Genomic DNA, 22,075 nt, shown 5'->3' on the forward strand with positions numbered 1-22,075 from the left:
TTTTCCTAAAATTGCCTTACACATCAGCAGAAGTTCCGGCTTATCTATCAATTTTTCTGAAACATATTTGCAAACAAACGCAGTTCCGGACAGCAAAAAAGGTTGGCAAGGAAATCTCGCCAACCTTATTATATTAAATAACCGGACAAGTGACTTTCAATCGCCAGCCATCCATTCAGAGCTTACTTCTTAGCTTCCTGAACCAATTCCATTGTGTCGCGGGCAATTACAATCTCCTCGTCCGTAGGAATAAGAACCACCTTTACCCTTGAATCGTCGGCAGAGATAACCTTCTCTACGCTGCGGCAGTTATTCTTCTCCGCATCCATCTTAATGCCGAGGAATTCCAAACCAGTGCAGGAATCCATACGAAGACCGGTCTGATTCTCGCCAACACCTGCTGTCCAGATGATCATATCAACGCCACCCATTGCGGCTGCATAGGCACCAATGTACTTCTTGATGCGATAGGTGTACATCTTTATTGCGAGGATAGCACGCTCATCGCCTGCCGCCTCGGCTGCTTCAATCTCACGCATATCAGAGCTGATGCCTGTAATACCGAGCACACCACTCTCCTTGTTCAGATAATCTGCCATTTCCTGTGGAGTCTTACCGAGCTTTTCCATCATAAACGTTACGGCAGACGCGTCGATATCGCCGCAACGTGAACCCATCATCATACCTGCCAAAGGAGTCAATCCCATTGAAGTATCGATTACTTTACCGTCCTTGATGGCTGCCATAGAAGCACCGTTACCGATGTGGCAAGTGATAATCTTCTGGCTCTTGTAGTCTACACCCAGAAATTCGCAGGCACGCTTGGAAACATAACGGTGGCTGGTGCCGTGGAAACCATAGCGGCGCACGTGATACTTCTCGTACATCTCGTAAGGCACAGCGTAGAGATAAGCGTAATCGGGCATTGTGCTGTGGAAAGCATTGTCGAATACCGTAACCTGCGGAGTGTTTGGCATCAGGGCATCTACGGCCTTCAAGCCACGGAGATGTCCGAGATTGTGAACCGGAGCAAGGTCGATCAGGCTCTCAATACCGTCTTCCACTTCCTTAGTTACGATGCAGCTCTTCTCAAACAAGTCGCCACCCTGCACAACACGGTGTCCTACGGCATCGATTTCGTCGAGACTCTTCAGCGCACCATACTTCGGATCCATCAGGAGTTCGAACACAAACTTAACACCTTCCTTATGGTCGGGCATATCGTGCTTCACAACTTCCTTGCTTCCGTCAGGCAATGTTACCTTTACGAATGCCTCATCAAGACCAACACGCTCAGCACCACCTTGTGCCAACACGCTTTCGTCGGTCATATCGTACAATTTGTACTTAATAGAACTACTACCACAGTTCAATACCAATACTTTCATATCTATTCCTTTATTATTTTATTTTTAAATCTGCACACTCTCCCTGCCTCTCCTCCTTCCCTCCTTTTCAACAGGAAAGGGGAAGAATCGGAGGCTCTTATGCCTTTGCGTCCTGTGCCTGACAAGCTGTAATAGCCACCATATAATATATATCGTCTACCGAACAACCACGGGAAAGGTCGTTTACCGGACGGGCAATACCCTGAAGAATAGGGCCGATAGCCGTAGCACCACCGAGACGCTGCACCAGTTTGTAGCCGATATTGCCCACCTCGAGATTAGGAACTACCAACACGTTTGCCTTACCGGCGATGTCAGAACCCGGTGCTTTCTTGGCAGCCGTTGCAGGATCGAGCGCAGCATCAGCCTGCAATTCGCCATCAACCTTCAATTCAGGGAATCTCTCCTTGGCAATCTTCGTAGCCTCAACCACCTTGTCGATGATGTAAACACTCTTACCCGTTTCCTTATCTATGGCATCCTGAGCCGAACCCTTCGTGGAGAAGCTCAGCATAGCCACGTGAGGATCCTGAAAACCTGCCACACTCTTGGCCGTTTCCGCCGTGGTGTAGGCTATCTGTGCGAGCTGCTCGGCTGTTGGATTCGGCGTTACGGCTACGTCGCCCATCACTACGATACCATTCTCGCCATACTGCTGTTCGTGGGTCAATACCAACATCGCACCGCTCACGCAAGTGATACCCGGAGCACACTTGATAATCTGCAATGCAGGGCGAAGCGTGTCGCCGGTTGTTGAAAGCGCACCTGAAATCTGACCGTCAGCACCTTCCGTCTTGATGATCATACAACCCAGATAAAGGTTGTTCTTCACCAATTCGCGTGCCTTTTCAATAGTCATACCTTTCTTCTGACGAAGTTCGGTCAGCTTTTCAGCATACTCCTCACTACGTGGATTGTTTTCAGGATCCACGATAGTAGCTTTTCCAATGTTCTTTAATCCCCAACCTTCAGCAAGCTTCTTGATGTTGTCCGGATTTCCAATGAGAATTAGTTCTGCAATGTCGTCGGCTAATACTTTGTCAGCGGCTTTGAGAGTTCTCTCTTCCTCAGCTTCAGGAAGTACGATTCGTTGCCTGTTCGCCTTAGCACGTGCAACTATTTGCTCCAATAAATCCATAGTTTTATTTTAAAGTTTTAATTGTTAGATGTCCATTTTGCGATGCAAAGATAGCAAAATAGCATTATAACACCAAACTTGCCACAGTTTTTTACACCTAAATTAATAGTATATCAATAATCAAATCGCTGAAATGTAAAATCTTTTTTGGATAAATCCGATATTCAAAAAAGATTTTACGTAAACTAATCTGTATTTTCCTTTAGAATCTTGTTCAGTTGTTTTCTCCATTCACGCCCATCATACCAGCCACAGCCAACACACGTTCCATTATATTCCTGACCACCTTCATACCAAAAATCAATACCAAATAAAGGAGGACGAATATTATCTTTCTTGCAAACAGCACATGCGCGGTCTTTCAAAAGATTATGCTCACGGGTCAGAAGTTGATAGTGTTCCTTGATTTCTTCATCAGAAAGCGTGTTTGCATCCACGTCTTTATCCAATCTTGTCCACGGCTCTTTGTGGTCAATCTCTGCAACCGACGTTATTCCACCATCCGTAAAGGCATCTTTATTTTCGAGCAACTGGAGGATTCTTTCTCTTGTTTTCGGTTTTATGGTAATTCTATCCTTTTGTTGGAATATTGGTTCAGCACTCAACAGCTTATAATGGGGCGTAATTTGCCCACATTGCTCGCAGTATTGATTTTTCGCCCACCGTCCTTGTATGGGTTCTTCAAACCTATATCCTTTTTTCTTGCATTCACGGAATTGTGCAGCAGGCTGACTTGAGTTTGAGGCTGCACAAGTGGAGCAGCACCATTCGTTCAGATGTTCCTTGAAGTAGGCAAGCATTTCATCGGTTTTAGTCATCGCTATAAATCTTTAAACAGTTCGCTAATATTTATTTTCAATGCAGTTGCAATCTTATCGATATTAGTAATCGTGATATTCTTTTCCCCACGTTCAATCATACCAATATAAGTTCTGTGAACTCCTACGAGTGCCGCAAACTTTTCTTGCGAAAAACCGGCAGCCTTTCGCAAATCTCTTACACGTTCACCAAACGAAATTAATAAACCATTCATTTTATTATTGCTTATTATAGTATGCAAAGTTAAATATTTCCCTAACATCAATCAACATACTATAATTAGCATTTTATTCCTATTCAGCCATTAAACAATAGAAAAACACACCATATATAAATATCAACAAAGAAAAGAAACAGGAATAACCATAATATCTTTTCTGCTGAAAATTATATGAGTATTTTTTTATAACTTTGCAAAAACTCTCCAATCTTGTAGCAAATACAGGCAAAAAGGACTGTTTACGGAGTCTCGGACAGCACATAAGATGCACGGCTTCTATTCAGATAATCAATAAGTTATCCATATTTCAGGTATGAATGTCGAATCTTCATTGCTCATTCCTGCACAATGGACAACATCAGACACTTATGAGCAGCATTGCAAAGAAAGAAAATATAGAGGAAAAGAATTTCTATACCATTCTGGAGGTTTCAAAATTACTGAAACTTTCACAGAAATCCATTCGCCGATACATTGCATCGGGCGAACTCGACTCCATTAAAAGCAACACTTCCTACAAGATTCCGAAAGATGCTTTAGATACATTCATCAACCGTGAAAAGGAAAACAAAAAGGTTACATACAATCTTTTTGGAGAAGCCGAATATGAAGAAAAGAAACCGATAAAGGCTGTTAAACGCACAGACCTTGTAAACTGGCAAGACATCAGTTCATCATGGACCGACACAAAATCCTCGGAAATGACCTTCGTGGATTGTTTCTGTGGTGCGGGAGGACTTAGCAAAGGACTCGAAATGGCAGGGTTGCAAGGCATTTGTGGTCTCGACTGGTTCAAGGAAGCCAGAATGACTTATCGCCGAAACTTCCATCATCCGTTCGTATTGGGAGATATTACCACAGAGGAAGCGAAAAATGAATTTTATTCCACCGTGGAACAACAGCTGAACGGCAGAAAGCTCAGCTTAGTGGCAGGCGGGTTTCCCTGTCAAGGCTTCAGTATGGCTGGCAACAGAATTGTGGACGACCCGAGAAATTCGCTTTACAGAGAATTGCTGGAAGTAGTGAGGAACCTCAACCCCGACTATGTACTGTGCGAAAATGTGAAGGGGCTGCGCAGTATGCTCGGAGGAAAGGTGGAAGAGAAAATCCTTTCAGACTTCAAGGAAATCGGTTACGAAATGCACGTAACCACACTATGCGCTGCCGACTACTATGTGCCGCAAAAGCGTGAACGTGTTATCTTCATCGGAAACAAGATTGGAAAGAAAATTTATTACCCGAAACCGATACTCACACCCGACAAATACGTTACCACCGGACAAGCCATTGAAGACCTTATGACGTTGCCGTCTACACCGGAATTCAATCACGTGCCTACACGACATCGTCCCGACATGGCTGAAAGAATGGCTGCGCTGCCCGAAGGACAGAGTCTCTACAAGGGTTATTCGGACGCATGGAAGAAATGTCCGTGGAACGAGGCTTCGTGTACCATCAAAGAGAATCACGGTGGCGTGAACATCCACCCGAAACTGCCGAGAGTTTTGACTGCAAGAGAGATGGCACGATTGCAGTCTTTCCCTGATGATTTCATTTTTGAAGGCACGAAAAACAAACAGTTGATACAAATTGGGAATGCCGTACCGCCATTGTTGGCAAAAGCCATTGGCTTGGCTATTCGTTATTCAATGGAAGACGACTCGCTGCATTCGTGAATTTTATTTACAAAACATGCTCCATAATTCGATTATTTTGGAGAAAAGATTTTTATTTTTCAAATATTGCCGTATTTCGTGTGCAATAATAAGCTGTTGAAATTCAGAAAAATGTATTTGTTTTATTGATATATGTGCATAAATGTGCGATAGATTTATTCCCAAATAGAAGAATTTATCCGAAATAACAATCAGCTTTTTATGACTTTTATTGCAAATCGGTCTTGCATTCTTGCGAAGTATGTTTTTCATTCTTCGCAGAAACGCACGGCAATCTTCGCACATTTGCATTTCGTTCTTCGCAGGATTGCTCGGCAATGCTCCAAAAAGTGCGTTACGAATGGCTGATTATGCCTTTGTAATTTCTATATTGAAGAAAAATAATGTGCTTTTTTGCGTAATTATTTATTACAAATGGTGCGATGTATGCCACAGAGAATGTGATGCTTGGGATTATGAAAAGAAAGAGAAATCCTCTGCCATACAACCGGATGAATTGATTCTCTTTCTGACAATCGATTCGGTCTTGAACTTGATACAAAAGAAGTCGGCTCATCGAAATAACCACGATGAGCCGACTTTCCGTATTAAGATGTTGAGCTATCAACAGATGTAATGACTATCGACAGCCCTTGCTATGAAAACTTATCTCATTATCTTGATGGCAATACTTCCCTGACGCACAATGATAACTTTGTTTACAGGCAAGGCTATTGCAGCCGAACCATCTGCATCGGCATATCCGTTGTGGAGGAGCTTACCGGAAAGGTCGTATATCTGATAGCTGTCCCCGGCAATAAGACCATTCACAACAACGTTTTCACCGTTTCTTACAACGTTTAAAGCCGATGTTTCAACCTTGTCGATGCCACTTGTGCTCACGAACACAGCTGCCAAAACGCCGTATTGGGCAATCTTGAAAGTGTTGTCTGCCACCTCTGCTCCGTCCAAGAGTATCTTGTCGAGCTTATAGCCGTTAATCGGAGAGGCCTCAACCTTGACTTTCTTACCTTTCTTTATAGGTGTCCATTCTGCCACGCGGGCACCGTCTACGGTTGTTGATATGCTGCCCGACTCATTCGGTTCGAAGCGCAAGCGAACAGTTTCGCAACCTGTGCCGTCGCCCGTAAAGTTGGTTGTCCAGTTCTTTCCCTCTATCAATGTGTTGTCGCAAGCAGCAGCACCTTCGTTTTTATCCATACGGAGGGCTGCATTGTCGTCGGCAGTTCTTTTGGGAAGCGTATATAAAAGGTCGTTGATAGAGCAGGCGTCAAACAGATTCTTGTCCAAATCCACCGATGCAACGAGTGGATTGTTCGACAAGTCAAGTGCCGAAAGTTTATTGCCCGATAAATCGAGCGTCTTCAGTTGTGGAAGCATAGACACGTCAATGCGCGAAATTCCTGTATTCTCAAGGTCGAGCCATCTGAGCGATGGGGTTGAAGTAAAGTCGGGCAAAGATGTAAAGGCATTGTCGCTCGCCGTGAGAATGAGGAGTTTTGGGTTCTGAGTGAGGTCAAGCTCCGTAAGTCCCATAGCCACGCAGGTGAGCACGTCGAGCTTTGGATTCATAGAAGTACGCAATTCGCCCACCTTGTTATAGCTGCCATAGAACTCCTCAAGTTCGGGAAGATTGCTAATGTCGATAGCGGTAAGACGGTTGTCGGTAAGCCAAAGCTCGCGCAGTTTAGGAAGTTTGGTCAGGTCTACGGCTATAATCTTATTACGGCTGAGATTCAAAACCTCCAGATGGTCGTTCTTGCCCAAGGCGGCACTGACGAATTGATTGTTTGAAGCATTGAGCGTTGAAAGTTCGCCATAGATTTTTACCGTCTCGCCCGGGCTTACATCGAGCGAAACAGCACTTGCAACCTTGTTTCCAAGCGTATATTCCCGTTTTCCATAACCATCTTCGATGTGGATAACCTGATTTTCCTCAATGCCTTTCAGCTCGAGATTTACAAACAGCTCTTCCTCTTCGCCATCTTCATCTTTCTCCAAGACGATGTTCGGATCTATTCTGAACGAGAAGTTGGGAGCTTCCTCTACGGTATTCCCGTTGGGTTCGGGGTCGCCGTTCTTCACGCAATGGATCATACCCGACCAACCCGGCTTGTTTGAAAAGCAATAGAAAGCCACGGACACCGCACCGTCGGGAGATTTCGATGTGATGACGACGGGCTTTGTGGTGGGATTACCCTTAATCGTTGTGTTGGGAGTTATGTCTTTAGGCCAACCGTATTCGTATTCGCCGTCTTCATTGGGTTCGTTGTTGAGCACGATCAGTCCGTCATACACACGAAGTTCATCGTATGGGTCGATGTCAATGTCGTCTATTACAATCGTGATGTGCGAATCAGAGTTCAGAGGCTTCAGCCGGAACATCGTGTAAACCATATTTCCACGCATTCCGTTGTCCGGGCCTCCCGCATCATAGTATTCTTTCGGTCTTCCCTGCTCGATGCTGTATTCATAATACGGTCCATCGCTTCCCGGTTGATAGATTCTTCCACTACTTTGAGCCTGTACTGTTGCAAATGCACATACAAGAAGTACGAGAGTTAAAATCTTTTTCTTCATAGGTCTGATTGTTTATTAGTTTATAATACAATAAGTGTTCTGTCAGGTATTCGGCAGAAACAATACTGATTTAAAACATACCCAAACGCAAATATACGAATTTATTTACAAAAACAAAAATAAAACGAACAAATGATAACAAGCAACATATTATAACGGACGCTTTACAACATTGCATTATCTGTACTTTGGCATTACCTTTCTTGCTTGTGTGAAACCGAAAACTAAGCAGAAAATTTTAAAAAATCGCCTTAAAGCAGTAGCTGCTTTAAGGCGATTTTCATTTATTTGTCTGTGGAAGGAGTGGCTCAACTGCCTTCGGGCATAATTTCCTTCACAAGAATGCTTTCCAACTGCTCGGCTGAGAGGCGCAGTTGGAACTGTCCCTTGATGGCAACGGCTATGCGTCCGGTTTCTTCCGAAACCACGATGGCAACGGCATCAGAGTCTTGCGAGATTCCCATTGCGGCACGATGGCGCAGCCCTAATTCCTTGGGAATGTCCTGATTGTGGCTCACAGGGAGAATGCAACCCGCTGCACGGATGCGCTGATGGGAGATAATCATAGCACCGTCGTGGAGCGGCGAGTTCTTGAAGAAGATGTTTTCCACCAGTCGCTGACTGATGTTTGCATCGATTTGCTCGCCCGATTCTATGACATCCTGAAGGCTTACGGCACGCTCCATTACGATAAGGGCACCCACTTTCTGCCGTCCCATACTCATACAAGCCATAACGAGGGGCATAATAGACTCCCGGTCTATCTCGTTTTTCTTCTTGTCGCCCAGAAACAGCTTCACAAGGTTCTTCACTTTCTCGTGTGCTCCAAGATTGTAGAGGAAATGTCGGATTTCCTCTTGAAACAAGACGATGATGCCGATGACACCCACCGAGACGAGCTTATCCATAATACTGCCCAGCAGACGCATTTCCAACACCTGACTCACGATGAGCCAAATCACTACAAAGACCATAATGCCGACAAAGACATTCAGTGATCTTGATTCCTTCATCACGCGATACAGATAGTAGAGCATCAGAGCTACGAACACTATATCGATGATATCCTTAATGCCAAATTCAAAAAACATAAGCAAGCAACCGTTCTCCTGTCTCCTCTCCACAAGGGAGGGGCGTGGCACATACCTGACTTTTATACAGGAGGCTGGCGATTATTTTATTTTAATTATTAGTTTTTGTCTGTCGCAGAGGACTGTCCGTGCGCTCATTCCTCGGGATAATGAATGGGGAATTGAGGCTATTCGGCTATCGATTGGAGGTCTTCTCATAGATGCTGAGAGCCTCAACTGCCTGCTTCACATCGTGTACCCGCAGGATGCTTGCCCCTTTCATCAGCGAGATTGTGTTGAGAACGGTGGTGCCGTTGAGGCTCTCCTGCGGAGTGATGCCGAGCAACTGGTGTATCATTCGCTTACGGCTGATGCCCACAAGGATTGGAAGTCCGAGCACGTGCAGCTTTTCCATTTCGCTCAGGAGTGCATAATTGCCTTCAATGGGTTCTTTTCCGAATCCGAAACCGGGGTCGAAGATAATGTCTTTCTGTCCCAATGCGCGCAGTTCCTGTATCTTGCGTGCCGAATTAATCAGCATATCGTGGAGATTTGCAGCCTTCGACATCAGGATATAGGGCACTCCCAGTTCGGCAACCGTCCGAAACATATCCGGATCGCTTCCCTCTTCCACATCGTTTATGATGTCTGCCCCGAACTCTTCTACGGTTCTTCGGGCAATGGAGGCACGGAAAGTGTCTATGGAGATGACGGCATCGGGCTGGGCATCACGGATTATGGGCAGTGCCATTGCCAAGCGTTCCATCTCTTCTGCTTCGCTCGCCACCTCGCCTCCAGGGCGGGTTGAACACGCACCCACGTCGATAATACGCCCTCCTTCGGCAATAATCTGATTGGCACGGTTGCGTATAGCCTCCTCGGTCTGCACACGGCTGTCGGCAAAGAAAGAGTCGGGCGTAACGTTGAGAATGCCCATTACGCAAGGTTTGCTCAGGTTCATAAGTCTTCCCCGCACGTTAATCGTGTAGTTTACGGGTTGTATTTTCTGTGAAAAACTCATATTCTCCATATAGCCACAAAGTTAATGTAAATCATTTAGAATACAAAAAAAAGGCTTTCTTTTTCGTTTTTTTTCTGCTTCGGGCGTTGTCTTGTAGAGTCAACCAGCAAGTGCAAAATTACAACACATGTTTGAAGAACTCGCACTTTGGTGTGGAAAAGTTTAGTTTTTCCCTTGGTCTTTCATTCAATTTCTTCTGTATGGCCATAATCCTCTTGTCCGTATAGTTCTCAAAGGAATCCTTTTTAGGTATATATTGCCTGATTAACTTGTTTGTATTCTCAATGGCTCCCTTTTGCCATGGACAATATGGATCTGCAAAGTACACAGGCACGCCCAACCATTTCGTGATATCCTTATGTGCGGCAAACTCAGGTCCGTTGTCAGTGGTAATGGTCTTCAGTCTGTCCTTGTATGGCAGCAGCAGTCTCCTGACTGCTTTTGCCAGAGGCTTCGACTGCTTCCCAAATGGCAGTTTCCGCATAAGCAACATATTGGTGGATTTCTCCACCAGTGTGAGTATGGCCCTTTGGGCAGGGTCGACGATCAGGTCCATCTCAAAGTCTCCAAATCTCTTCCCGTCCACTTCCTTGCTTCTCTCATGGATGCTCACCCTGTCCTTGACAGGAAGATGCCCACCCTTGGGGTGATGCCTGTATTTCATCTGATGTCTTGTGTGCCCGGCAAGTTTCCCTGTCGGGTCATCGTGGATGATGTTGTAGATGGACTGATGGGACACCCTTATCCCCTCATTCACACGCAGATACCCCGATATTTGTCTTGGAGACCATTGGTCATTAACGATATATTCCTTGATTCTCCAGACCAATTCGTCGGAGAGCCTGGAGTTGCTCACCGTTCGCCTCCTGCGCTCCATGGCCATGTCGTGCGCCTTCGTCCAGATATACTTTCCCGAGGGCGTGCTGTTGCGTTTGATTTCACGTGAGAGTGTTGCCTGACTGATGCCGACGATGGCGGCAATTTCTTTTCTTGCGGTTTTCTTTTGAAGTAAGGCGAAAATTTGCGACCTTTGCTCCGAGATTAATTGATGGTACATAAACAATACAAAGTTAGTTAATCTTGGGGAGACTTCGGTCTCCCTTTTTTAATTTGTATTGCCGGTTGTTGCTTTTTCCTCGGCGAGAGATGCAGACAACCTCTCGCTACGCTTCGAGAACGTCTGCATCTCTCGGCGAGGGCTACTCTTTTTTGCACTTCGATTTGGAATCTTCAGTCTGTGGATTTTCCGTGGGATAGAAATATGCAGTTGCGAATATTGCAATCGCCTCTTTAAGGGTCTATTATATATAAGGTATAGGTTTGTTCCACTCCGTCCTTTTGGAGATTTCCCATCACGAATAGGGAAAATCCTACCACGTTGTAGGAAAAACACTTTCAGCACATCGGAGGTTTGTCGTACTTTTGCATCAGAAACAACAAGACAGAGCTACACTTACGATAAGACTCGAAAGAATACTAACGAATAAAGGACACGATTATGAAGCGACTGCTAATGACAATGCTTGTGGCTATAACCGTTGCAATCGGCGCCAAAGCGATAGGATTTGAAGACGCTCGACGGGAAGCGCGATACTTGACAGACAAGATGGCTTATGAATTAGGACTGTCTCGGAGCGAATACGAAAGGATATATCGCATCAATCTCGACTACCTTACAAGGGTAAACGGATATGACGACCTCTATGCCACGCACTGGAATGCAAGAAACTCAGCCTTACAGGTGGTGCTGACAGGAAGACGTTGGAATGCGTATATTGGACGAAATTACTTCTATCGACCACTTTCGTGGAGAAATGGAACGTTCGTTTACAATGTCTACTCACGTTATCCGAGACGCTATGTAGTACGCAGGGCAGCTCCATTACCGCCTCCAAGAATTTACAGATACCGAGGTCCGGGATACGAAAGGAAAGGACACGGATATCATCGCCACTACGGCCACAGAAGAAGATAATAGGATTTGATTTGAAATAGCCTTTCAAATGATTAAGATTCAAATATAATAAGGTGCTCAATAGGATTAGTCGAAGGTAAAAAAGATTGCAGGAACAACAGGAAAAGACAACAATGCAGAGAGACAATATTAGGTTATTAAGGCAGAACAATAAGGGTTATAATACAGTAAGATTTAGAATTTGAGTATATAGAACTTTGCCACTTAGCCACTTTTAACACTATATATGCGTTTCGGTATTCACATTGCCGTGAACGACAAGAGGGACAAACCGTCTGAACGGTCTGTCCCTCTTCTTGTTTATTTGCGTGTTATCTTTACCAGATAGTCGTTGTTGTCGCCCTCACGGAGCATTTCGCACTTGAATCCGTAGGAAGATGCCATTGTGGAAAGGGTATCGAAGTCTACATAGAGCCAGTCGAATCGGTTGCCGAGTACCGAACCATACTGCATCTGAAAGTCCACTTCTCCGTAATATCCTTCCACGCCTGTCAGGTCGATGATGCCTTCTTCCTCTTCATAGATATAGCAGAGGTCGCTCGAATCGGCTATTACGCAGCCTTCGGGGGCTAACAGTTCCGTCCACCGTTTGAACATTTCGGGCAGATTTGCCACTTTTCCACAGATTCCCAATCCATTCATCAGCATCAGAATTGTGTCGAAACTACTTCCGAAATCATCTTCAAAGAAGTCTGCCAACAGAGCTTTCGCTACGCCACGCCGCTTTTGTGTGGCCACGCTCAACGGACTAATGTCAATAGCCGTAACGTCAATTCCCCGTTTCTGCAACGGCAATGTGTGGCAGCCACTACCTGCTCCCACGTCGAGTACTTTACCTTTGGCAAGTCGCAGAGCCATTCTTTCCATCTTGTTCATCTGCGCTTCCGTTCTGAACAAGTGAGCGACGGGCATTTCATCATCGTCGAACATCGTCGAGAGAATCGTCAGTTGCTTTGCTTTTCCGGTTTCATAATAATCTGAAATAGCCTTGCCCATTGGGTCTTTATCAGTCGGAAGTATCATATTGCCATTGGTTTTTCCACAAAGTTACGGTATTTTTTCCGTTTAACGATTTCATTCATTCAGTATTTTCTTCGCCGTTGCGTTGCTCACAGCGCATCAATCTGCCAACAGATTTCTCAATATCATCACTCATTCGTCAGTACGAAACATAGGGTTCAAGACGCTTTATGGCTTCGGGAGGAAAATCTTTGAGCAGGTGTAATTGTTGCAAACTGGTAAGGTTTCCCTTCAAACGGCGATAATCCATAATGTGTCTTGCCTGATAGAAGTTAATGTAAGGATGCTTTCGTAGCTGTGAAAGCGACAGTTTATTGACATTTATCTTCTGCGTATGCGCATTCCGTACTTCAAAATAAGGAAGGGCTTCTTCCGGAAAACCTTCGATTTCCTTTAATTGTCCCACTTCCACGTAGCCACCCAAGCGTTGTCCGTAGTTCACTATGGCTTTCGCCCAACCCGAACCGATGCCCGGAACTTTCTTCAGCATCGTTGTATCGGCTGTTGCCAGATTGATATGCTCGCCCACTTTAATCTTCAATGGATATCTGATAGTGTCTCTGTCGTATTCCTTATAAGGTTTGTAGGCATCCTCTTTCTTGTATTGTTCGTAGGCTTCGTGCGCTCTTTGCCGCTCAGCAACCTTCTGTTCGTGATATGCTTGAACGGATGCGAGCGACGACGCAGGCAGAAAATCGTCGCTGATAACGATATAAGGCTCAAGAGCAAGATACTGTTTGCGCGTCAGTCCATAGAGTCTTGCAAAATCCTGTGGCGACCGATAGATTCCTCCTTTCGACCGATACTTGTAAATGTTCCGTATCTGCCAATACAACAGTCCCAACCGTTTCAGCTCAATACTGTCTGCCGTGTTGGGATCGAAAGGAAAAAGTTCGGCTTGCCGTCCTGATTCCGTTTCGTAATATTCCATTGCAGGCACGTCTCCATCGGGTAGTTTCCCATTATTTGTCGCATTCACGATGCTGTCCTGTCCGTCCATCACACCCGTTCCATTGCTCTTTCCCAAGAAATAAACGCCAGTCAGGGCTGCAACGGCAAGAAAAATGATAAACACCACCACTTTTCTGTCTGATTTCTGCAAGTAGAAAAATTCCTGTATTTTCATCGTTAGTACTAAATTAGGCCACAACTATTTCGCTTCAGAATGATAACGAGCGTGCGGAAAGATTATTGCAGACCGTAATCCATTTATACACAGACAAGGGAAATCAGATAAAAGGAAAATATCTTTCTGACGGATAATTACAAAAATAATGTTTATCTTTGCATCAAACCATTACAAGGATATGCGCTCAATACTCAGTTACTTCAAAAAATTCCCCATTTCGACCCTTACGGTCGCAGCCATTTGGTACGTCTGCTTTATGAACGTGCCGGAAACACCGTTGCAAAACATCAGCCTGATAGACAAATGGACACACGTAGCCTTATATTTCGTTCTCGGTATCATCATTACGTTTGAGTATATCCGCGCATACAAAAACACCAGACTCAAAGATCTTGCTCTTTGGGGCTGGCTTTTGCCGTCGTTGATGGGCGGACTGATAGAGATTCTTCAGGCCAACTGCACGGGAGGAATGCGCAGCGGCGAATGGATGGACTTCATTGCCGATGCCGTCGGGGCTACGATAGCACTCGTTATCGGTATTCTTCTGGTAAAGTATCGCGCCAAATCCTGAACGGATTTCGACGCATCTGCCGATTGTAGAAACGGGAATCGCCCGTAACTTCCAGTCCAAGGAATTCCGGTTTCTCGAATTCCTCGTTCTCACTGCCCAATTCCACTTCAGCCATCACGAGTCCTTCGTTCTCTCCGTAGAACTCATCCACCTCATAAATATGTTTTCCATATTTAATAAGGTAGCGACGCTTGTCGATTACTCCCGGCTCACAGAGCTGTAAAAGATGCTCCGCCTCATCCAACGATATTTCCTTTTCAAACTCATAGCGCGACAGTCCTCCGTTGCGCGACGGTCCTTTGATGGTAAGATAAGCCTTTTCATCGCACACCCGGACGCGAACGGTATTTACCGATGCGAAATATCCCTGCTGAATACGGTTGGAACTGAAAGCCATAGACTTCCAATCCATAGCCTTATGAACGAGAAACTTCCGCTCAATTTCAAGACCACTACCCATCAGGTTATATCGTTGTGGAGTAAACAATCAGTCCAATGGCCAGAATTGCAAGTACAATTATAATGCCTCTGATTACTGCCTTAGCTTGTTTTTCCTGCTTTTCGTCGCGCTGTCTGCGGCTCAATTTTCTTTTATCACTGCTCATAGTCTTCTTATATTAAGGAATTATTATTTAGAATCATACTATATCGTATCCTCTTCCGTGGGAAATTCCATCAGAAATGCCTTGATGAATCCGTCTATCTTACCGTCCATCACACCGTCCACATCCGATGTCTGATAGTTCGTGCGGTGGTCTTTCACGCGGCGGTCGTCGAACACATAGCTGCGAATCTGGCTTCCCCACTCTATTTTCTTCTTCGATGCTTCCACCTTTGCCTGTGCTTCCATACGCTTTTTCATCGCACGGTCGTAGAGCTGCGACTTCAAAAGCTGCATAGCCTTCGCACGGTTCTTCGGCTGGTCGCGCGTTTCGGTGTTCTCAATGAGGATTTCTTCCTCCTCGCCTGTATCGGGATCCTGATACATATAGCGCAGGCGCACACCCGATTCCACCTTGTTCACGTTCTGACCACCTGCACCTCCCGAACGGAAAGTATCCCAACTGACGCGCGCCGGGTCTACATACACCTCGATGGTATCGTCGATCAGCGGCGAAACAAACACACTGGCAAAACTCGTCATACGCTTTCCCTGTGCATTGAACGGACTCACACGCACCAGACGATGCACGCCGTTCTCGCTTTTGAGAAATCCATAGCCAAACTCTCCCCCTTCAAACTTCATCGTTACGCTCTTGATTCCCGCCTCATCGCCGTCCTGAATGTCGGAAATGGTAACGGTGTAGCCGTGCGATTCGCCGTAGCGCATATACATACGCATCAGCATCGACGCCCAGTCTTGGCTCTCCGTACCGCCGGCACCCGAATTTATCTTCATCACACACTCCATCGGGTCTTCCTCCTGACGGAGCATATTCTTCAGCTCAAGGTCTTCTATCGCCGACACAACCTTTGCATAAGCCTCATCCACGTCTTCTTCCGAAACAAGTTCGTCCTTGCAGAACTCCATCGCCAGCTCCAATTCATCGGCTTGCGTGCGGACATCGGCATAGCCTTTCAGCCATTTCTCGATGTCCTTCACCTTTTTCATCTGCGTCTGCGCACGTTCGGCATCCTCCCAAAAGTCAGGTGCCTGCGTCCGGAGCGTTTCTTCCTCGAACTCTATCTTCTTCTTATCTATATTCAGATAATGATTGAGCGCGTCCACACGCTCCTTCACATCCTTCAGTTGATCAGCTGTAATCACTTTTTCGTTATTCTTATTTTATTCTTCGTACATTCTCTCGATGATGTCCTTGTAGTTCTTGTTGATAACACGACGCTTGATTTTCAATGTATTGGTCAATTCGCCGCTTTCCATTGAGAAGTGGTGCGCCAAGAGCGTGAACCGTTTGATTTGCTCGTAAGGAGCCAGACGCTGCTGCAACGTTTCCACGCGCTCCTTCATCATAGCGTTCACACGAGGGTTGCCGCACAGGTCCTCACGACTGCCGAACGGTATGTTGTTTTCCTTTGCCCAGTCTTCCAGCACACGGAATTCCGGCACGATGAGCGCAGAAACATATTTCCGCTGATCGGCAATCACGGCTGCCTGATCGATGAACTTATCCACAAGGAGCATCGCTTCCACCATCTGCGGCGCAATGTACTTTCCGTTCGATGTCTTGAACAAGTCCTTGATTCTCTCCTTCAGATAGAGCTCGCCATCCTTCAGATAGCCGGAATCGCCCGTATGGAAAAATCCGTCGGCATCGAATGCCGTTTCGTTGATATGGTCGCGGCGGAAATAGCCCGGCGTGATGGTAGGACCCTTGAGCAGAATCTCGTCGTTCTCGCCAATCTTGATTTCCAATCCTTCGATAGGGCGACCCACGGAGCCCACCGTGAACAGCTTTCCCCTGTGGTCGCAGCTCACCGTTGCCAGACTCTCGGTCAGTCCGTAGCCCACAAGCATATCCAGACCGATGCTGTGTACAAACTCTTCCACCTCCGGAGAGACATACGCTCCGGCCGTAGGGAAGAAGTGGGCATTGGTCAGTCCCAACTGCTTTCGCACCAGTCCCAGCACAGTCTTGTTGAGCATCTTGTATTCCAATTCCAAATGGAGTGGCACTCTCTTGCCGCGTCCGATGTAGCTGACGTTGCGCTTCCTTCCCACTTCCAATGCGTGGAGGAACACCTTGCGCTGAATGGCACTCGAGTTTTCAATCTTTTCCTTCACGGCTACGAACACCTTTTCCCAGAAGCGTGGCACGGATGCCATACAGGTAGGGTTCGTCTCGCGCATACTATCCTGAATTTCCTTCGGATAGGTGTTCACGATGAGTTCTGCTCCGTGCAGCAATGCCAGATAAGCCCACGCACGCTCAAAGACGTGCGCAAAGGGAAGGAAGTTGATCACTCGGTCCTTGTCGTTCACGGGCACGCACTTGCTGTTTGCCACCATACAGGCATTATACATTCCGTGCGTCAGGATAACGCCCTTGCTCTCGCCCGTCGTTCCGCTGGTATAAAGAATATTGCAAATATCTTCATTGTTGGCCTCGCTCCATCGCTGCTCCACTTCGGTCTGACGAGGGAGCCCTTCGCCGAGTTTCAGGAAGTCTTCAAAATACAATGCGTGCGGATCGTGCGTACTGATGCGCACACTCGGGTCGAAAATGATGATGCGCTCGAGAGTCGGACAAAGGGCAAAGATTCTGTGTACCTTGTCGTATTGTTCCTGTTCGCCCACAAAGATGAACCGGATTGCAGCATCGTGAACAATATACTTGATTTGCTCTTCCGAACTCGTTGCATAGAAAGGAATCGACGTTACACGCACACCGTATGCCCCAAAGTCGGTGTAGAGGTACTGAATACAGTTTTGCGAGAACACGCCTATCGTCTCCTGTGGTTTCAAACCCAAGTTGAGCATAGCGTTTGAAACCTGCTTTACGCGCAAGGAGAATTGATTCCAGGAAACAGTCTTCCATTTCAAACTGCCGAAATTTCGGAATGTTATCACCGGCTTTGCTCCATACTTTTTCGCCTGCTCGTGAATAAGAACTGAATAATGACTGAATTCCTGCATATCGTTTAAATTTTATTATTGCAAAAATAAGCAATTATCATCAAAAGAAGAAATTATTTGCGAAATATATTTTCAAGTTAAATAAAACCCAAGTTTGCAGTTGCTCCGAATCCATATACCAATCATCTTCCAAGTCTCTTCACTTCTAATTCTGTGAATCCGTGTTGTCTGTGAGAGCAATACAATATCATTTCTGATTATGATTTCCCTCTTTTGTCGCTTTAATCTCTCACAGAGATCACGGATTCACGGATTTTTTCCGATAAAGAGACTAATAAGATACTTGACCCTTATCCCAAATTCAGATTAAAATGTAAATTTCGTTTACCAAAAATCGCACTTATTTTTTTCGTAATCCAGCATTTGGAAAGCAACATTCCCAAGATTCAAAGCCTATTTTCCGACCCTCGTTCTGCAATCTTGCGAAGAATGCAAAACGTTCTTCGCACGCTTGTTTTCCATTCTTCGCAAGAATGCCACGCAAGTGTACGAAGACGGCAATGCAAAAACCAGAGAGATTCCGAACGTTTATCGCATAATTGCAAGCAAAACTTTGCTTCGCTTTATTGCGAAAATCCTCCATAAACCATTAAAGCATTATATATCAATAATTTATAAAGACGCTCAAAACAGCGCATATTTCCAAACGAAAAATATTTTTTTCAAAATATCGCCGTATTTTCAAGCCTTTTGTCAATATAATTCAGACGAATACTGCATTCTTTTATAAGGATTGACAGAGAAAATCCATCGCATTAAAAGTCTGGCAGACTCGGTTTATCACGCATCAGAATCTTAACAAAGATAAAATAATTGCACGCAAAGTCTAAAACAATCTAAATAGAAATATTTTCCTAAAGAATATTTTTTAAATTACTTTTAAATGGCTAAATTTGCCCAAGGAAAATAAAATCAATAAACAACAGACAATGAAACATATCATTATTGGAGGCGTTGCAGGCGGTGCAACAACGGCCGCAAGGATTCGCAGAGCAGACGAGACGGCTGAAATCGTGTTGATGGAAAAGGGAAAGTACATTTCCTATGCCAACTGTGGCTTACCTTATTATATAGGTGGCGTGATTGCTGAAAGGGAAAACCTGTTTGTGCAGACACCGGAAAGTTTCGGAAAAAGATTCAACATCGACGTGCGCACGGAGAACGAGGTGCTGAGCATAGACACAGAAAAGAAGACCGTGTGTGTGAGAAGAGCTGACGGCACGGAATACGAAGAAAGCTACGACAAACTTCTGCTTTCGCCGGGTTCAACTCCGGTGCGCCCGCCACTCCCGGGAATCGACCTCGAGGGAATCTACACGCTGAGAAACGTTGAAGATACCGACCGGATAAAAGCCTATCTCGAAACGCACAGCGTGAAGCGTGCAGTAGTTGTGGGCGGAGGATTCATCGGACTGGAAATGGCAGAGAATCTTGCACACGCCGGTGCAGTGGTTTCCATCGTGGAAATGGGCAATCAGGTAATGGCTCCCATCGACTTCTCTATGGCAGCCCACGTACACCGACACCTCGAGGACAAGGGCGTGCGCCTCTATCTTGAAAAGGGTGTTTCGGGATTCGAGAAGAAAGGCGATGCTATCAGCGTGCAGCTCAACGACGGCAGCAGCCTTGAGGCAGATATGGTGTTGCTCTCTATCGGCGTGCGCCCTTCTACAACGTTGGCAAAATGCGCAGGAATCGAGTTGGGAGAAAAGGGAATCAAGGTGGATAAGTATCTTCAGACTTCTGCCAAGGATGTTTATGCCGTGGGCGATGCCATCGAATACGAGCATCCTCTGACTGGTCAGCCGTGGCTCAACTATCTTGCCGGCCCTGCCAACCGTCAGGGCAGAATCGTTGCCGACAATATGGTGTTCGGCAATAAGACGGAATACGAGGGAGCCATCGGAACGTCGATAGCAAAGGTGTTCGACCTTACGGTGGCTTCGACCGGACTGCCGGCAAAGCGTCTGAAGCAATTGAACATCGACTACAAGAGCAGCACCACCGTGTCAGCATCGCACGCAGGCTACTATCCCGGGGCTTTCCAGATAACCCTCAAGCTCACTTTCCACCCTCAATCGGGACTTATCTATGGTGCGCAGGCTGTGGGCGTGGACGGTGTGGACAAACGCATAGACGTACTGGCACAGATGATCAAGAACAAGAAGACGGTCTACGACCTCGTGAAAATGGAACAGGCGTATGCACCTCCCTTCTCGTCGGCAAAGGATCCGGTGACCATCGCAGGCTATGTGGCAAGCAACATCATTTCGGGTGCGATGAAACCCATCTACTGGCGCGAAGTGAGAGATTTGGATCGCACGAAGTCGATGTTCATCGACGTAAGCACGCCTGCTGAATATGAGCTTAGAACGATTGAAGGAGCCGTGAACATTCCACTCGACGACCTGCGCGAGCGCATCAATGAAGTGCCGAAAAACAAGGAGGTAGTGGTGTTCTGTGCCGTGGGGTTGCGTGGCTATCTGGCACAGCGCATCCTGATGGGACGTGGATATACGAACGTTCGCAACCTATCGGGTGGTTACAGGCATTACGCTATGGCGACTGCTCCGATAAAAGCAAACGAAGAAGAGCCGAAAATCGAAAGAAACAGGAAGGAAGAAAAAATGGAAGAAACAAAACATACGCTGCGCGTTAATGCCTGTGGATTGCAATGCCCGGGGCCGATTATGAAACTGAAGAATACGATGGACGGAATGAACGAAGGCGAACGTGTGGAAATCAAGGCGACTGATGCAGGTTTCCCGCGTGATGCGCAGGCGTGGTGCAAGACAACCGGAAACAATTTCATTTCAAAGACAGACGAAAATGGTCTGCACACCGTTATCATAGAAAAGGCTAAGAAGACTGACGCGCCGATGATTTCGGGTACAGCGGAGAAGAACAAGACGCTGATTATGTTCAGCGACGACCTCGACAAGGCACTTGCCACCTTCGTTTTGGCAAACGGTGCCGCTGCAACAGGACACAAAGTGTCTATCTTCTTCACTTTCTGGGGACTGAACGTCATAAAGAAAGAACAGAAACCGGCCGTGAGCAAGGATATTTTCGGCAGGATGTTCTCGTGGATGCTGCCTTCAAGTTCCAAGAAGTTGAGTCTTTCCAAGATGAGTATGATGGGCATCGGCGACAGTATGATGCGGCACATTATGAAGAAAAGAGGCATCAACCAGTTAGAGGAACTGCGCCAACAGGCGTTGGACAACGGCGTGGAGTTCATCGCCTGCCAGATGTCTATGGATATGATGGGCGTGGACAGGCGCGAACTGCTCGACAATGTTACCGTCGGGGGCGTTGCCACCTATATGGAACGTGCCGAAGAAGCGAACGTAAACCTCTTTATATAATATGTTTCGGAGACGTGGAAAGCCACGTCTCCCAACCTGTGAACTATGGATAAAGGAAAAATATGCAAGATACGGGACATATCCCGTGCCATTTCAGAACTTGACACCAAGTGTGTGAGCGAGTTTGGTGTGTGTATCAACGAGGCAATGCTGCTCTGTACGCTTTTGGAAAAGGAACAGATGCCGGCCGGTCAGATTGCCGAAGAACTCGGCATCACGCAATCCAATGCGTCGAAACTCATCAGGGTGGTGGAAGAAAAAGGATTCGTTGAGCGCACTTTGGGCAAGGACGACCACCGAAAGATGTTTTTCGCACTCACAAACGAAGGCAAAAGCAAGATTGAAGCAATGAAATGCTGCGATATGTCGCTGCCGTCGGTGCTTGAAAAGGCATTGATGTGAGGGTTTCCCGATGAGAAAAACGATTCGCAGGCGAACGAGGAAGAGCCTTCCAAACGGCTGATCAGGCACGCTCAAAACACAAGATGCTAAAAATAAAAATGCT

At 46.2% G+C, this 22,075-nt stretch carries 19 protein-coding genes; 5 read left to right on the forward strand and 14 right to left on the reverse strand.

Annotated features, from left to right (window positions below; translation table 11 throughout):
- Window positions 1-182: 182 nt before the first annotated feature.
- The 4 genes from P150_RS0106510 to P150_RS0106525 form a co-directional block, all read right to left on the reverse strand.
- A complete protein-coding gene (locus P150_RS0106510; RefSeq protein ID WP_028896975.1) occupies window positions 183-1,388 on the reverse strand; it encodes an acetate/propionate family kinase in 1,206 nt (401 codons plus the stop codon).
- Window positions 1,389-1,485: 97 nt separating this feature from the next.
- A complete protein-coding gene (pta, locus tag P150_RS0106515) occupies window positions 1,486-2,526 on the reverse strand; it encodes a phosphate acetyltransferase (RefSeq protein WP_028896976.1) in 1,041 nt (346 codons plus the stop codon).
- Between the two features lie 185 nt (window positions 2,527-2,711).
- Window positions 2,712-3,344, reverse strand: coding sequence for a hypothetical protein (locus P150_RS16870; RefSeq protein WP_028896977.1), 633 nt, complete (start codon window positions 3,342-3,344; stop codon window positions 2,712-2,714).
- Window positions 3,345-3,346: 2 nt separating this feature from the next.
- Window positions 3,347-3,559: a helix-turn-helix domain-containing protein gene (locus tag P150_RS0106525; RefSeq protein WP_028896978.1), complete on the reverse strand. Its 213-nt coding sequence runs from the start codon at window positions 3,557-3,559 to the stop codon at window positions 3,347-3,349.
- A 374-nt stretch (window positions 3,560-3,933) separates the two neighbouring features.
- On the opposite strand from P150_RS0106525, the gene P150_RS0106530 reads away from it, so the two are divergent.
- Window positions 3,934-5,241 carry a DNA cytosine methyltransferase gene (locus P150_RS0106530; RefSeq protein ID WP_081819293.1) on the forward strand — a complete coding sequence of 436 codons (1,308 nt, stop codon included), beginning with the start codon at window positions 3,934-3,936 and terminating at the stop codon, window positions 5,239-5,241.
- Between the two features lie 645 nt (window positions 5,242-5,886).
- On the opposite strand, the gene P150_RS0106545 is transcribed toward P150_RS0106530, so the two are convergent.
- The 4 genes from P150_RS0106545 to P150_RS0106560 all read right to left on the reverse strand — a co-directional run bounded on the left by P150_RS0106545 (window position 5,887) and on the right by P150_RS0106560 (window position 10,969).
- Entirely contained in the window at window positions 5,887-7,821 is a 1,935-nt protein-coding gene (locus P150_RS0106545) for a leucine-rich repeat domain-containing protein (RefSeq protein ID WP_028896982.1), read from the reverse strand.
- Between the two features lie 308 nt (window positions 7,822-8,129).
- Complete coding sequence (gene cdaA / locus P150_RS0106550; protein WP_028896983.1) at window positions 8,130-8,912, reverse strand: diadenylate cyclase CdaA; 783 nt, start codon at window positions 8,910-8,912, stop codon at window positions 8,130-8,132.
- 175 nt (window positions 8,913-9,087) lie between these two features.
- Window positions 9,088-9,921, reverse strand: coding sequence for a dihydropteroate synthase (gene folP, locus P150_RS0106555; RefSeq protein WP_028896984.1), 834 nt, complete (start codon window positions 9,919-9,921; stop codon window positions 9,088-9,090).
- A 109-nt stretch (window positions 9,922-10,030) separates the two neighbouring features.
- Window positions 10,031-10,969: an IS30 family transposase gene (locus P150_RS0106560; protein ID WP_028896985.1), complete on the reverse strand. Its 939-nt coding sequence runs from the start codon at window positions 10,967-10,969 to the stop codon at window positions 10,031-10,033.
- Window positions 10,970-11,410: 441 nt separating this feature from the next.
- On the opposite strand from P150_RS0106560, the gene P150_RS0106565 reads away from it, so the two are divergent.
- Window positions 11,411-11,887, forward strand: coding sequence for a hypothetical protein (locus tag P150_RS0106565; protein ID WP_028896986.1), 477 nt, complete (start codon window positions 11,411-11,413; stop codon window positions 11,885-11,887).
- 300 nt (window positions 11,888-12,187) lie between these two features.
- Here the strand turns inward: P150_RS0106565 and P150_RS0106570 are convergent, their stop codons facing one another.
- Together P150_RS0106570 and P150_RS0106575 are read right to left on the reverse strand one after the other, a co-directional pair.
- Window positions 12,188-12,910, reverse strand: coding sequence for a bifunctional 2-polyprenyl-6-hydroxyphenol methylase/3-demethylubiquinol 3-O-methyltransferase UbiG (locus P150_RS0106570; protein WP_028896987.1), 723 nt, complete (start codon window positions 12,908-12,910; stop codon window positions 12,188-12,190).
- Between the two features lie 136 nt (window positions 12,911-13,046).
- On the reverse strand, window positions 13,047-14,033 hold the full coding sequence (locus P150_RS0106575) for a helix-hairpin-helix domain-containing protein (protein ID WP_028896988.1): 987 nt from the start codon (window positions 14,031-14,033) through the stop codon (window positions 13,047-13,049).
- Window positions 14,034-14,181: 148 nt separating this feature from the next.
- Here P150_RS0106575 and P150_RS0106580 point away from each other — a divergent pair, with 148 nt between their 5' ends.
- On the forward strand, window positions 14,182-14,607 hold the full coding sequence (locus tag P150_RS0106580) for a VanZ family protein (RefSeq protein WP_197018054.1): 426 nt from the start codon (window positions 14,182-14,184) through the stop codon (window positions 14,605-14,607).
- On the opposite strand, the gene P150_RS0106585 is transcribed toward P150_RS0106580, so the two are convergent.
- The 4 genes from P150_RS0106585 to P150_RS0106600 are packed head-to-tail and all read right to left on the reverse strand — an operon-like array spanning window position 14,567 to window position 18,202.
- A complete protein-coding gene (locus P150_RS0106585) occupies window positions 14,567-15,067 on the reverse strand; it encodes a CYTH domain-containing protein (protein ID WP_028896990.1) in 501 nt (166 codons plus the stop codon). The two genes, P150_RS0106580 and P150_RS0106585, sit on opposite strands and share 41 nt — an antisense overlap.
- A gap of 4 nt (window positions 15,068-15,071) precedes the next feature.
- Window positions 15,072-15,212 carry a hypothetical protein gene (locus tag P150_RS17545; RefSeq protein ID WP_155952961.1) on the reverse strand — a complete coding sequence of 47 codons (141 nt, stop codon included), beginning with the start codon at window positions 15,210-15,212 and terminating at the stop codon, window positions 15,072-15,074.
- Window positions 15,213-15,250: 38 nt separating this feature from the next.
- Entirely contained in the window at window positions 15,251-16,375 is a 1,125-nt protein-coding gene (gene prfB, locus P150_RS0106595; RefSeq protein ID WP_028896991.1) for a peptide chain release factor 2, read from the reverse strand.
- 18 nt (window positions 16,376-16,393) lie between these two features.
- Window positions 16,394-18,202 carry a long-chain fatty acid--CoA ligase gene (locus P150_RS0106600; protein WP_028896992.1) on the reverse strand — a complete coding sequence of 603 codons (1,809 nt, stop codon included), beginning with the start codon at window positions 18,200-18,202 and terminating at the stop codon, window positions 16,394-16,396.
- A gap of 929 nt (window positions 18,203-19,131) precedes the next feature.
- Between P150_RS0106600 and P150_RS0106610 the strand changes: the two genes are divergently transcribed.
- Both P150_RS0106610 and P150_RS0106615 read left to right on the forward strand, forming a co-directional pair.
- A complete protein-coding gene (locus tag P150_RS0106610) occupies window positions 19,132-21,570 on the forward strand; it encodes an FAD-dependent oxidoreductase (RefSeq protein ID WP_028896994.1) in 2,439 nt (812 codons plus the stop codon).
- 45 nt (window positions 21,571-21,615) lie between these two features.
- Window positions 21,616-21,972 carry a MarR family winged helix-turn-helix transcriptional regulator gene (locus P150_RS0106615; RefSeq protein ID WP_028896995.1) on the forward strand — a complete coding sequence of 119 codons (357 nt, stop codon included), beginning with the start codon at window positions 21,616-21,618 and terminating at the stop codon, window positions 21,970-21,972.
- The last annotated feature ends 103 nt before the right edge of the window (window positions 21,973-22,075 follow it).

This window comes from Prevotella sp. HUN102 (assembly GCF_000688375.1).
Lineage (GTDB): Bacteria > Bacteroidota > Bacteroidia > Bacteroidales > Bacteroidaceae > Prevotella.

Coding starts and splice junctions, on each gene's coding strand:
- P150_RS0106510 (WP_028896975.1), bottom strand. CDS start 1,388: ATGAAAGTATTGGTATTGAACTGTGGTAGTAGTTCTATTAAGTACAAA.
- pta (WP_028896976.1), bottom strand. CDS start 2,526: ATGGATTTATTGGAGCAAATAGTTGCACGTGCTAAGGCGAACAGGCAA.
- P150_RS16870 (WP_028896977.1), bottom strand. CDS start 3,344: ATGACTAAAACCGATGAAATGCTTGCCTACTTCAAGGAACATCTGAAC.
- P150_RS0106525 (WP_028896978.1), bottom strand. CDS start 3,559: ATGAATGGTTTATTAATTTCGTTTGGTGAACGTGTAAGAGATTTGCGA.
- P150_RS0106530 (WP_081819293.1), top strand. CDS start 3,934: ATGAGCAGCATTGCAAAGAAAGAAAATATAGAGGAAAAGAATTTCTAT.
- P150_RS0106545 (WP_028896982.1), bottom strand. CDS start 7,821: ATGAAGAAAAAGATTTTAACTCTCGTACTTCTTGTATGTGCATTTGCA.
- cdaA (WP_028896983.1), bottom strand. CDS start 8,912: ATGTTTTTTGAATTTGGCATTAAGGATATCATCGATATAGTGTTCGTA.
- folP (WP_028896984.1), bottom strand. CDS start 9,921: ATGGAGAATATGAGTTTTTCACAGAAAATACAACCCGTAAACTACACG.
- P150_RS0106560 (WP_028896985.1), bottom strand. CDS start 10,969: ATGTACCATCAATTAATCTCGGAGCAAAGGTCGCAAATTTTCGCCTTA.
- P150_RS0106565 (WP_028896986.1), top strand. CDS start 11,411: ATGAAGCGACTGCTAATGACAATGCTTGTGGCTATAACCGTTGCAATC.
- P150_RS0106570 (WP_028896987.1), bottom strand. CDS start 12,910: ATGATACTTCCGACTGATAAAGACCCAATGGGCAAGGCTATTTCAGAT.
- P150_RS0106575 (WP_028896988.1), bottom strand. CDS start 14,033: ATGAAAATACAGGAATTTTTCTACTTGCAGAAATCAGACAGAAAAGTG.
- P150_RS0106580 (WP_197018054.1), top strand. CDS start 14,182: ATGTTTATCTTTGCATCAAACCATTACAAGGATATGCGCTCAATACTC.
- P150_RS0106585 (WP_028896990.1), bottom strand. CDS start 15,067: ATGGGTAGTGGTCTTGAAATTGAGCGGAAGTTTCTCGTTCATAAGGCT.
- P150_RS17545 (WP_155952961.1), bottom strand. CDS start 15,212: ATGAGCAGTGATAAAAGAAAATTGAGCCGCAGACAGCGCGACGAAAAG.
- P150_RS0106600 (WP_028896992.1), bottom strand. CDS start 18,202: ATGCAGGAATTCAGTCATTATTCAGTTCTTATTCACGAGCAGGCGAAA.
- P150_RS0106610 (WP_028896994.1), top strand. CDS start 19,132: ATGAAACATATCATTATTGGAGGCGTTGCAGGCGGTGCAACAACGGCC.
- P150_RS0106615 (WP_028896995.1), top strand. CDS start 21,616: ATGGATAAAGGAAAAATATGCAAGATACGGGACATATCCCGTGCCATT.